The following is an 11,383-nucleotide window of genomic DNA, read 5'->3' on the forward strand; positions in this document are numbered from 1 at the left end:
CTCCGGCTCGCGCGGCCAGGGCGGCCCGCGCCGCGGCTGGTCCTCCTCCCGCCCCTCGGAGCGCTCCCGCGCCTCCACCCCCTCCCGCCAGGTCGCCCTCGAGGGGCTGCGCCTGGTGCGCGAGGAGGACTCATACGCGAACCTCGTCCTGCCCCGCCTGCTGCGCAGCCACCGCGTCTCCGGCCGCGACGCCGCCTTCACCACCGAGCTGTTCTACGGCTCGCTGCGCGCGCAGGGCCGGCTCGACGCGATCATCGCCGCCTGCGTGGACCGACCGCTGGCGAAGGTCGAACCCGCGCTGCTGGACGTGCTCCGCCTCGGCGCCTACCAGCTGCTGGACATGACCGTCGCCCCGCACGCCGCGACCTCCGAGACCGTGGCCCTGGCCCGCGCCGAGGTCGGCGCGGGCGGCGCGAGCTTCGCCAACGCCGTGCTGCGCCGGGTGGGGGAGAAGGACCTCCCCACCTGGATCGCGGAGGTCGCCCCGGACCGGGAGAAGGACCCCACCGGGCATCTCGCCGTCGTCCACTCCCACCCCCGCTGGGTGGTGCGGGCGCTGTCCGACTCTCTCGCCGGGAACGGCCGCTCCCGCGACGAGATCGATCAGCTGCTCGAGGCGCAGAACCAGGCCCCCGCGGTCTCGCTCGTGATGCGCCCGGGCCTGACCGACCTCGACGAGCTGATCGACCACGGCGCGAGCCAGGGCCGGCTCTCCGTCTTCGCCGCCGCCTGGCCCTCCGGCGACCCCGGCGGCATGGACCTGGTCAAGCAGGGCCGCGTCGCCGTGCAGGACGAGGGCTCCCAGCTCGCAGCCCTCTCCCTCGCGCTCGGCGCCGACGACCTCGTCCTCGCCGACGACGCCCACTGGCTCGACCTCTGCTCGGGCCCCGGCGGGAAGACCGCCCTGCTCGGCGGGCTCACCATCGACCACGACGCCGACCTCCTCGCCGTCGAGCTGCAGGAGCACCGCACCGAGCTGGTGGACCGCGCGGTGGCGAGCCTGCGCGAGGCCGGCTGCGAGATCACCACCCTCACCGCCGACGGCACCACCATCGGCGCCGAGCGGCCGGGGGAGTTCTCCCGCGTCCTCGCCGACGTCCCCTGCTCCGGGCTCGGTGCGCTGCGCCGCCGGCCCGAGGCCCGCTGGCGCCGCACCCCCGCGGACGTCGGCCAGCTCGGCGCGATCCAGCGCGACCTGCTGGCCTCCGCGCTGGACGCGACCGCGCCCGGCGGCGTCGTCGCCTATGTCACCTGCTCGCCCCACCTGGCCGAGACCCGCCTGATCGTCGCCGACGTCCTCAAGCGCCGCGACGACGTCGAGCGCCTCGACGCCCGCCCCGCCGTCCGGTCCGGCCTGCTGCCCTCCGTGCGGGACGAGGTCGAGCTGGGCGAGGGCCCCGACGTCCAGCTGTGGCCCCACGTCCACGGCACCGACGCCATGTTCATCTGCCTGCTGCGCAGGCTCCCCGTCCCCACCGAGGAAGGAACCCCGAGCTCATGAGCATCTCGTACTCCACCGACTCCAGCTTCATCCACCCCAGCATCCTCAACGCCGACTTCATGTCCATCGGCGCCGAGCTCGACAAGATCTCCAGCGCCGACAGCGTCCACGTCGACGTCATGGACAACCACTTCGTGCCGAACCTGACCTTCGGGCCGAGCATGGTCGAGCAGATCGTCGAGCGCAGCCCCATCCCGATCGACGCGCACCTGATGATCGAGGACGCCGACACCCAGGCCCCCGTCTTCGCGGAGGCCGGCGCCTCCTCGGTGACCTTCCACCTCGAGGCCGCCCGCGCCCCCGTCAAGCTCGCCCGCGACCTGCGCCGCAAGAACGCCCAGGTCGGCGTCGCACTGCGCCCCGCCACCCCGGTCGAGCCGTTGATCGACATCATCGGCGAGTTCGACATGCTGCTGATCATGACGGTCGAGCCCGGATTCGGCGGGCAGAGCTTCCTCGAGACGATGCTCCCGAAGATCCGTCGTGCCCGCCGCGCGATCTCCGAGGCGAACCTCGAGGTCTCGATCCAGGTCGACGGCGGCGTCAGCCGCGAGACGATCGAGCGCTGCGCCGAGGCGGGCGCGAACGTCTTCGTCGCGGGCTCCGCGATCTACAAGGCCCGCGACGCCGCCGAGGAGATCTCCGCCCTGCGCGAACTGGCGGGCGCCCACGCCGCGCACTGACCTATCCTTGCTCCGTCACATCCTGTGACGTGCTCCGGGGTCGGTGAAAGTCCGAGCCGGCGGTGACAGTCCGCGACCCGCATCCTGCGGTGGAGCCGGTGGAATTCCGGCACCGACAGTACAGCCTGGATGAGAGGCGCACGTCCCGCAGGTCCCGGGACGGCGCACGCCTCCCCGAGCCCCGCAGGCAACCCTTTTCCCCCGGAGCCACTGCATCCGAGGTGAAAGGACCGACATGGACATCCTGCAGTGGCTCTTCGACGCCAAGATCGAATTCGGCGGAGGCCAGTTCCTCCTGCTTCGCGAGGTGCTCGGCAACGTCTTCGGACTGCTCAGCGCGCTCGGCGGCATGCGCCGCAAGGTCTGGGCCTGGCCCATCGGCATCCTGGGCAACGCCCTGCTGCTGACCGTCTTCCTCGGCAGCGTCTTCGGCAACCCGAACTCCGTCGACCTGCTCGGCCAGGCCGGCCGACAGATCATGTTCATCGCCACCAGCGTCTACGGCTGGGTGCGCTGGCGCCAGGCGAAGCACGAGGACGGCACCGCGGTCGAGCCCGTCTGGGCCTCCTGGGGCACCCGCGCCCTGCTGCTCGTCGTGCTCGTCGGCGGCACCGCGGCGCTCACCCCGCTGTTCCGGGCGCTGGGCTCCTACGAGCCGGTCTGGGCCGACGCCTGGATCTTCATGGGCAGCCTGCTGGCGACCTTCGGCATGGCCAAGGGCTGGGTCGAGTTCTGGCTGATCTGGGTCGCGGTCGACCTCGTCGGCGTGCCGCTGCTGTGGAGCGCCGGCTACTACGCGAGCGCGTTCATGTATCTCTTCTACGGCGCGTTCACCCTCACCGGCTTCTTCGTCTGGTGGCGGGTGCGCAGCCGCCGCGACGCCGAGGCCGACCGGGTCACGGTCGAGACCGCGCACCTGGACCCGACGGTCCGCCGCGGCTGAGCCACGGGCGGGGCGCGTGCCCGGCAGGCGGTCCGCACCGCGGAGCACCTGCCGGGACGCGTACCCTGGCCCCGTGAAGGATTTCGAGGCACTGTTCGCCGAGCTGACCCAGAAGGCCCGCACCCGACCCGAGGGATCGGGCACCGTCGCGGAGCTCGATGCCGGCGTCCATCAGATCGGCAAGAAGATCGTCGAGGAGGCCGCCGAGGTGTGGATGGCCTGCGAGCACGAGTCCACCGACGACGCCGCCATGGAGATGAGCCAGCTGCTGTACCACCTTCAGGTCATGATGATCGCCAAGGACATCTCCCTCGAGGACGTCTACCGACATCTCTGAGCCGGCCCCGCGCCGCTCGCCCCCGACTTCCCGTCCCACCCGTCTCGAGGCCGCCGCATCGGCCGAGGAGGATCCGTGCTCCGCATCGCCGTGCCCAACAAGGGCGCCCTGTCCGACCCCGCCGCCGACCTGCTCCAGGAGGCCGGCTATCGCCGCCGCGGCAACTCCAAGGAGCTGGTCGTGGTCGACGAGGACAACGGGGTGGAGCTGTTCCATCTGCGTCCCCGGGACATCGCGGTGTACGTCGGCTCCGGCACGGTCGACGTCGGCATCACCGGCCAGGACATGCTGCTGGACTCCCGCACCCCGGCCCAGGAGATCCTCTCGCTGGGCTTCGCCCGCTCCACCTTCCGCTTCGCCGCGCCCGCCGGGACGCACAGCACCGTAGAGGAGCTGCAGGGCTCCCGCATCGCCACCAGCTACGAGAACCTCGTGGAGGACTACCTCGCCGAGCGGGGGATCAGCGCCGAGGTGGTCCACCTCGACGGCGCCGTCGAGTCCTCGATCCGCCTCGGCGTCGCCGATGTGATCGCTGACGTCGTCGAGACCGGCACCACGCTGCGCGAGGCAGGGCTGGAGCCCTTCGGCGAAGCGATCATGACCAGCGAGGCCGTGCTCTTCTCCCGCCCCGGCATGGAGCTGGACGACGAGGCGCAGCACGCGCTCGAGGTGCTCGAGCGGCGCATCCGCGGCGTGCTCGTCGCCCGCGAGTACGTGATGCTCGACTACGACATCCCCTCCGCGCTGCTGGAGCGGGCGGTCGAGATCACCCCCGGCCTGCAGTCCCCGACCGTCTCTCCGCTGCACGGCGGGGAGTGGTCGGCCGTGCGCGCCATGGTCGACAGCCGCTCCGCGCACCGCATGATGGACGAGCTCTACGAGGCCGGCGCCCGTGCCATCCTGGTCACGGCGATCCAGGCCTGCCGCATCTGAGATCCCGATGAGCAGTGCCGCAGGGTCCCCGGGCCGCGACGACGCACGCGCCGTCGAGGTGTTCCGTCCTCGGGCGGTGCGCTGGGCCGCCTACACCACCGCCGTCATCGTGATGGCCGGGATGATCGGCGGCGCCGTCGTCATCACGAGCTTCCAGCTCGGCGGACGGCTCGGTCTGCTCATGATCGGCCTGCTCATCGCACTGTTCTGCCATCTCGAGGCCTCGGTGCGGGTGGTCGCCCGTCCCGACCGGCTCGAGGTCCGCAACCTCATGCGCACCCGTACCTTCGAGTGGCCCGAGGTGCTCGGGATCAGCTTCCCGATGGGTGATCCCTGGGCCCATCTCGACCTCGCGGACGGGCGCACCCATCCGCTGCACGCGATCCAGCGCTACGACGGCGATCGGGCGATCTCCGCCGCGCACCGCCTGCTGCACCTGGTCCAGGAGCGCGGCGAGGCCCACGGCGAGGGCGACGTCTAGCGCTTCGCGCCGCCCTTGGGCTCCTTGGGCCCCTTGGACTCGCCCTTCGTGCCGCCCGAGCCGCCACCGGCGCCGGGGAGGCGCTCGGCCGCGCAGCGCCCGGCGAGGGCCGCGTACTGGAAGGAGGCGTAGTCCTCGGCGAGGGTCCGTCCCATCGTGGTCATCCGCACGGGCATCTCCTCGAGCGCATCGCGCAGCCCCTTGGCGTCGACCTCGGTGAGGTGGTGCAGCACGCCGCGCTTCTTCGCCGGCTTCAGGATCGTGCTCTTGACCTGTTTCCGCACTGACTCATGAAAAGAGTTGTATCGGGAGTCGGTGCGGGGGAGCACCGGCAGGTGCACCGGTGCGAGCAGCGCCCGCCCGTAGGCAGTGGAGGAGTGGTGGGACAGGCCGCGGTGCCGCGCCCGCTCGTCGGCCTCCGAGACCCGCAGGGTCGCGATCGGCACGCCGCCGAGCACCGAGGCCGCGTGGAGCGACTCCGCCGTCTGGATGCCGGAGAAGCCCCAGCCGGTGCCGGTGCCGAGATTGCCCGGGCCCTGGATTGCGATCGCGACGTCCGCGCCGACCACATGCCGGGCGCCCAGCAGCGCCGAGTGGACCGTGACCGCCTCGAGATCGCCGCCGAAGGACTGCCCGGCGCTGATCACGGCGGTGAGCAGGCCGGCCTCGCGCAGCCGGGCCGCGCTCCTCGAGTAGACGGCGGGCAGCGCCGCGGCATCGGTATGCACGTAGGCGATCCGGGCCGAGCGGCGCCGCGCCCGGATCCCGGCGACGATCGCGGGGAGGGAGGAGTGCAGGTCCGCGACCACCACGGGCATCCCGTCGATGCCGGTGGCCGCCCGGACCGTCTCGTAGTGCTCGCTCCCCGGGTCGTCGAGCGCGTCGACCATGGTCTGCATCGGCGTGTAGCGGGCCTTGACCATGTGGCCTCGCACCTCGGCGGCCTCCGGGAGCACCTCGGTGCGGGCCACGACCATGGCGTCGCCGCCGGTGCCGAGCTCGCGCCGCACGGCGTTGGTGTTCAGCAGCACCTGCTCGCCGGCGCGCGGACGCCCGGTGAGCTCCTCGTAGGCGATCGCGCTCAGCATCCCCGCCCCGTCGTCCAGATCGATCTCGAGTCGGTCCACTCCGGGCCAGGAGCTGGTCACGGCACTCACGGTGCCCCGTTCCCATCGCAGCATGGCCCCAGCCTAGAGGCGCGCGGCGGAAGCTCCGCATCCCCGTGATCCCGTCCGGCTAGTCTGGGCGGGTGGCTTCGAAGAACGTGGAGAGACTGCTCAACGTCATCATGACGATCGGCTCGCGACGGCGGATCGACCGCGCGAAGCTCTTCGCCGTCATCCCCGACTACGCCGAGGCAACGTCCGAGCAGGCCGCGGAGCGGATGTTCGAGCGCGACAAGGCCGCGATCCTCGAGCTCGGGCTCCCGCTCGTCGCCGAGCGGGACGTGCTGGACGAGAACACCGTGCACTACCGGATCGACGCCTCGCCCTCCACGGCGGTGCTCGATCTCACGACCGAGGAGTACACGGTGCTGCTCGCCGCGAGCCGCGCCTGGGACGACGCGACCGCCGGGGGAGCGGCCAGGCGCGTGCGCGCGAAGCTGCTCAGCCTCGGCCACGACGCGGACCCCGACCTGCTGCGGCGCACACCGCGCGGCGCCGTCGAGTCCCTGCCCGTGCTCTCCCCGCTGCTGGACGCCGTGGTGACCGGGCGCTCGGTGCGCTTCACCTATCGCGGCACGCACGGCGCCCCCGCGCAGCGCCATGTCGAGCCGTGGGTCGTCGGCGTCCACGACGGGCACTGGTACGTCTACGGCCACGACCGCGACCGCGACGCGCCCCGCGTGTTCCGTGCCTCCCGGATCGAGTCCTTCCCCGCCGAGGGCCCCGCCGCGAAGGCGCCCCGCCCCGACGACATCGACCTCGCCGACGTGCTCGAGCGGATGCTCGACAGCGACGACCGGGCCTCCGCGCTGCTGCGGGCCGCTCCGTACAAGGCGCTCGCCCTGCGCGACCGCGCCGTCGCCCCGCTCGAGGCCGAGCAGCTGCGCCTGCCCGAGCTGCCCCGCCCGGCGACCCGCCGCCTGGTCCTCGCCGACGCGCGCTGGGTCGAGCTGCTCGAGCCCGCCGCCTGGCGCGCCGAGATCGCCGAGGTACTGGAGGTGGTCGCCGCGCGCCACGAGGGCCCCGCCGCGCTCGACGCCCTCGAGGCCGCCGCGCCGCGCCCCGCCCCACGGATCCGGGTGAGCCCGCAGAGCGGCGACCACCTCTCGCGCCTGATCTCCGCCGCATCCTTCGTCATGAGCCGCGGCGAGGCGGACCTGGCCGAGCTCGCCGAGGCGCTCGGCGTCAGCGAGAAGCAGCTGGTCGACGATCTGCAGGTGCTCTTCGTGTGCGGCGACATGGGCGCCGGCTGGGAGGACCTCATCGAGGCGGAGTGGGAGCACGGCACCGTGCGAGTGCGCAATGCGGAGCCGCTGCGCCGCGCCCTCAGCCTCAGCGCCGTCGAGATCACGGCGCTGCTGGCCGGTCTCGCCGCTCTCGAGCCCGCCGCGGGCGAGGCGGAGCAGGTCGTCGACTCCGCCCGGGTGAAGCTGCTGGCCGCCATGTCCGGCGAGGCACCGGCCGAGGGCGCCCCCGCCCCGCCCGTCCCTCGCCGCGAGGAGATCGCCGAGGCCCTCTCGGCCGACGAGCGGGCCGCCCGCACCGCCGACCGCGCCGAGACGGTGCTCGTTGCGGTGGGCGCCGCGCTGCGCGCCGGGCAGGGCACCGACGAGGCGACGCTGACCATCCGCTACTCCTCGACCGACCGCTCGGGCACGAGCGTGCGCAGGATCCGTCCCGAGCGGATCGAGTCCGATGGGGCTCGCTCCTATCTCGTGGCCGACTGCGAGCTCGCCGGCGGCCGCCGCCGCTTCCGCCTGGACCGGATCGTGGAGATCCTGCCGGGCGGGACCCCGATGAGCAGGCCCGCTCCCGGGGTCGACGCCGACCTCTCCGGCCGTGTCGAAGGCGAGGTGTGGCTGCGCCTGGAGGCCGCCGGGCACTGGATCGCCGAGTCCTTCGCCGCCACCCAGCTGCGCGACGGCGGGGGCGCGACCTACGCCCGTCTCGACGGCCCGGTGCGGGCACCGCTCGTGGACGCGGTGCTCGAGTCCGCCGGCGCCGCCGAGGTGCTGTCCCCTGCCGCGCTCAGAGACACGATCGTGACTGTGGCGCGCGCGGGCGCTGCACGTCACACCCCTCGCTAGGCGCTACCCTGGGACGACCCGCCGTGCGGTGGGCCGAGCCGTCGCCGTGGCGGCCCGTCCGGCGCCCAGTCCCCTGTGGGATGATGGGCGCGCCTGCGCTGAGTCGTGGCGCTGTTGAAAGGGACTTCCATGAACTTCTTCCGCAACCCCTGGGCGATCGTGCTGCTGATCGTGCTCGTGATCCTGCTGTTCGGGGCCAACAAGCTTCCGGGACTCGCGCGCAACATGGGCAAGTCCATGCGCATCTTCAAGAGCGAGGTCGAGGAGATGCGCGGCGACGAGAAGCGCGGGGACGACGAGTACGAGTCGGATCGTCCCGCCCGCTCCGACCGCGCTCGCTCCGACCGCGAGTACGACCCCCGCGACCGTGAGGTTCGCGAGGACCGCGACCGCGAGACCGTCCGCGCCCCGCGCGAGGACGACGAGCCCTACCGCCGCGACTGAGCTCCGCGCCGGGACGGGGCAGGGCCGTATGCCCGTCCCCTCCTGCCGGGCTGGGAGGAAACTGATCCGTGGCGAGTGATACACAGGGACGCGACCAGGCGCAGGGTGCGCCCGCGACGAAGAGGGGACGCGACCCCGAGGGACGCATGTCCCTCGGCGAGCACCTCACCGAGCTCCGCAACCGTCTGGTCATCAGCGCCATCACGGTGCTGGTGTTCTCGGTGGTGGGCTGGTTCCTGTTCGACTGGGTCTTCGAGGCGCTCAAGCGTCCCTTCACGCTCGCCGCAGAACAGGGCCTGCAGGCCGACCTCAACTTCCGGGGGGTCGGCACCGGCCTGAACGTCAAGCTGCAGATGTCCGCCTATGTGGGCCTGCTGCTCTCGTCCCCGATGATCATGCTGCAGATCTGGCTCTTCGTGATGCCGGGCCTGCACAAGAATGAGCGACGCTACGCGATCGGCTTCTTCGGCTCCGCGATCCCGCTGTTCTTCATCGGCTGCCTCGCCGGGTACTGGGCCGTGAACCAGCTCGTGCCCGTGCTGCTGAGCTTCACCCCGCAGGCCGATGGGGTCGAACAGCTCATCAGCTACGACGAGTACCTCTCGCTCCTGGTCAAGACCATGCTCGCCTTCGGCGTCGCCTTCGTGGTGCCGGTGGTCATGGTGCTGCTGAACTTCATGGGCCTGGTCAGCGGCCGCGCGATGCTCAAGGCCTGGCGCTGGATCATCTTCCTGAGCTTCGCCTTCACCGCGGTCATGGTGCCCACGCCCGAGCCGATCACGCTCATCGCGATGTCCGCCGCGATCGCCAGCCTCTTCTTCGGAGCGATCGTCATCGCGCTGCTCCACGACCGGCGCCAGGCGAAGCGCAGCGGCGACGAGGACCTCGACGACGACGAGGCCAGTCGCATCGACGACGAGGTCGAGAAGATCGACGGCCCCTCCCGGCTCGACGAGCCCGACGAGGGCGGCCGGTGAGCAGACTCCGCGTCGGCCTGCTCGCGAACCCCACCGCCGCCCAGGGCACCGCCCATCGCGTGGGACGGCAGGTGGGGCATCTGCTGCATCTCGCGGGCATCTCGGTCGTGGACCTCTCCGGTCCCAGCGCGCACGTCGCCCGGGCCCGGGCGGAGGAGGTCCGCGACTCGCTGACGGCCCTCGTGGTGGTGGGCGGGGACGGCACCGTCTCGCTCGGCGCCGAGATCGTCGCGGGCACCCCCGTGCGGCTCGGGATCGTGCCCGCCGGGAGCGGCAACGACTTCGCCCGCTCGCTGGGGCTCAGCATCAACGATCCCGAGGAGTCCACCCGCGCGCTCCTGCACGCGCTGTCCCGCCCGGTCGTCACCATCGACGCGATCGAGGTGACCTCCGCGGGGGAGAACGCGCTGCCGCACCGGTCCCTCGCGCTCGGCAACGTCAACCTCGGCTTCGACGCGATCGTCAACGCCCGCGCCAACAGCTCCCGGGCGTCCCACACCGTGCGCTACACCACCGCCGTGCTGCGGGAGCTGCCCACCTTCACCCCGCTGCCGTACTGGCTCGAGATCGACGGCGGCGAGCGGTTCGAGATCGACGCGCCGCTGCTGTCCCTGTGCAGCTCCGGGGTCTACGGTGGCGGGATGCAGATGGTCCCGAACGCCCGCATCGACGACGGGCAGCTCGAGCTGCTGAGCGTCGAGGGACGGGGGAGACGCGATCTCCTGCGATTCTTCCCCCGCGTCTTCAAGGGCACCCACACCGAGCTCGAGGGTGTGCGGATCCGCCCGGTGCGCGAGGTGACCGTGGGACTGCGCCACGGCCGCTCGTTGCGCGCCTACGCCGACGGGGAGGCCCGCTCCCTGCTGCCCCTCACCGCGCGCGTGCTGCCCGGCGCTGTGCGCCTGCTTGCCGATCTCTCGGCGCTGCGCGGCGAGAGGGCGGTCGACGGGGGAGCGCAGTGACCTCTCCTTCCGAGAAGTACGCCGCCTGGGCCGAGGAGAAGCGGCGGGAGAACTCCGAGCTCACCGCCTTCACCGCCCGCTACGACTTCGCACTGGACGACTTCCAGCTCGCCGGCGGCCGCGCCCTCGAGGACAGCCGCTCCGTGCTGGTGGCCGCCCCGACCGGCGCCGGCAAGACCGTCGTCGGCGAGTTCGCGGTGCATCTCGCGCTCGCGCAGGGCCGGAAGGTCTTCTACACCGCGCCGATCAAGGCGCTGTCCAACCAGAAGTTCGGCGAACTGGCGGACTGGCTGGGCGCGGAGCGCGTCGGCCTGCTGACGGGCGACACCTCGATCCGCCCCACCGCGGAGGTGGTCGTGATGACCACCGAGGTGCTGCGCAACATGCTGTACGCGGACTCCGACCTGCTGGACGGGCTGGGCTTCGTGGTGATGGACGAGGTGCACTACCTCGCCGACCGCCTGCGCGGGCCCGTGTGGGAAGAGGTCATCATCCACCTGGACCGCTCCGTCCAGCTGGTCGCGCTCTCGGCGACGGTCTCGAACGCCGAGGAGTTCGGGGCCTGGCTCCAGGAGGTGCGGGGCGAGACCTCGATCATCGTCTCCGAGACGCGGCCGGTGCCGCTGTGGCAGCACGTGATCGTCGGCGAGGAGCTGCTGGACCTCTTCGTCGACGCCGACGGGGAGGCCGTCGTCTCCCACGGCCCCGGTGCCCGCAGCGATCGTCAGGTCAACCCCGAGATCGAGCGCATCACCTCTTTCTCCCTGCCGGTGGACGAGCGCAGCGGGGGGCAGCGAGGCCGCGGCTATCGCGGCCGGAAGGGCACCCGCGGCCGCCACCGCCCCCGCGGCGCCGGACGCCACGGCTCG

Annotated in this window: 12 protein-coding genes and 1 riboswitch; of the genes, 11 read left to right on the forward strand and 1 reads right to left on the reverse strand. The window is 72.3% G+C overall.

The features are described 5' to 3' along the window. The 6 genes from HMPREF3159_RS11270 to HMPREF3159_RS11295 form a co-directional block, all read left to right on the forward strand. On the forward strand, window positions 1-1,501 hold a 1,501-nt coding region (locus tag HMPREF3159_RS11270), incomplete at its 5' end, for an RsmB/NOP family class I SAM-dependent RNA methyltransferase (protein ID WP_070501107.1). Next, complete coding sequence (gene rpe / locus HMPREF3159_RS11275) at window positions 1,498-2,184, forward strand: ribulose-phosphate 3-epimerase (protein ID WP_070501108.1); 687 nt, start codon at window positions 1,498-1,500, stop codon at window positions 2,182-2,184. The genes HMPREF3159_RS11270 and rpe, both read left to right, overlap by 4 nt. Before the next feature lie 26 nt (window positions 2,185-2,210). Continuing rightward, window positions 2,211-2,329, forward strand: a riboswitch (FMN riboswitch). A 90-nt stretch (window positions 2,330-2,419) separates the two neighbouring features. Then, window positions 2,420-3,127, forward strand: a complete 708-nt coding sequence (gene pnuC / locus HMPREF3159_RS11280; protein WP_070501109.1) for a nicotinamide riboside transporter PnuC — start codon at window positions 2,420-2,422, stop codon at window positions 3,125-3,127. Window positions 3,128-3,200: 73 nt separating this feature from the next. After that, window positions 3,201-3,464 (forward strand): phosphoribosyl-ATP diphosphatase, encoded by a 264-nt coding sequence (locus HMPREF3159_RS11285; protein WP_010551582.1) that lies wholly within the window; start codon window positions 3,201-3,203, stop codon window positions 3,462-3,464. Window positions 3,465-3,539: 75 nt separating this feature from the next. After that, window positions 3,540-4,397 carry an ATP phosphoribosyltransferase gene (gene hisG / locus HMPREF3159_RS11290; RefSeq protein WP_010551581.1) on the forward strand — a complete coding sequence of 286 codons (858 nt, stop codon included), beginning with the start codon at window positions 3,540-3,542 and terminating at the stop codon, window positions 4,395-4,397. Window positions 4,398-4,404: 7 nt separating this feature from the next. Continuing rightward, window positions 4,405-4,878, forward strand: a complete 474-nt coding sequence (locus HMPREF3159_RS11295; RefSeq protein WP_070501110.1) for a PH domain-containing protein — start codon at window positions 4,405-4,407, stop codon at window positions 4,876-4,878. Here the strand turns inward: HMPREF3159_RS11295 and HMPREF3159_RS11300 are convergent. Further along, a complete protein-coding gene (locus HMPREF3159_RS11300) occupies window positions 4,875-6,059 on the reverse strand; it encodes a DUF3866 family protein (protein ID WP_070501111.1) in 1,185 nt (394 codons plus the stop codon). The genes HMPREF3159_RS11295 and HMPREF3159_RS11300 overlap by 4 nt on opposite strands. A 68-nt stretch (window positions 6,060-6,127) precedes the next feature. Here HMPREF3159_RS11300 and HMPREF3159_RS11305 point away from each other — a divergent pair, with 68 nt between their 5' ends. From HMPREF3159_RS11305 to HMPREF3159_RS11325, 5 genes are all read left to right on the forward strand, one after another. Then, on the forward strand, window positions 6,128-8,131 hold the full coding sequence (locus HMPREF3159_RS11305; protein WP_246821622.1) for a WYL domain-containing transcriptional regulator: 2,004 nt from the start codon (window positions 6,128-6,130) through the stop codon (window positions 8,129-8,131). 129 nt (window positions 8,132-8,260) lie between these two features. Continuing rightward, window positions 8,261-8,575, forward strand: coding sequence for a Sec-independent protein translocase subunit TatA (gene tatA, locus HMPREF3159_RS11310; RefSeq protein ID WP_070501113.1), 315 nt, complete (start codon window positions 8,261-8,263; stop codon window positions 8,573-8,575). 68 nt (window positions 8,576-8,643) lie between these two features. Further along, window positions 8,644-9,552: a twin-arginine translocase subunit TatC gene (tatC, locus tag HMPREF3159_RS11315; RefSeq protein ID WP_246821623.1), complete on the forward strand. Its 909-nt coding sequence runs from the start codon at window positions 8,644-8,646 to the stop codon at window positions 9,550-9,552. Continuing rightward, window positions 9,549-10,514 carry a diacylglycerol/lipid kinase family protein gene (locus HMPREF3159_RS11320; RefSeq protein ID WP_070501115.1) on the forward strand — a complete coding sequence of 322 codons (966 nt, stop codon included), beginning with the start codon at window positions 9,549-9,551 and terminating at the stop codon, window positions 10,512-10,514. Before tatC ends, HMPREF3159_RS11320 begins: the two co-directional genes overlap by 4 nt. Then, window positions 10,511-11,383: DEAD/DEAH box helicase (locus HMPREF3159_RS11325; RefSeq protein WP_141748192.1), on the forward strand; the 873-nt coding region annotated here is incomplete at its 3' end. The genes HMPREF3159_RS11320 and HMPREF3159_RS11325, both read left to right, overlap by 4 nt.

The sequence above is a fragment of the Brachybacterium sp. HMSC06H03 genome, assembly GCF_001807385.1.
GTDB lineage: Bacteria > Actinomycetota > Actinomycetes > Actinomycetales > Dermabacteraceae > Brachybacterium > Brachybacterium conglomeratum.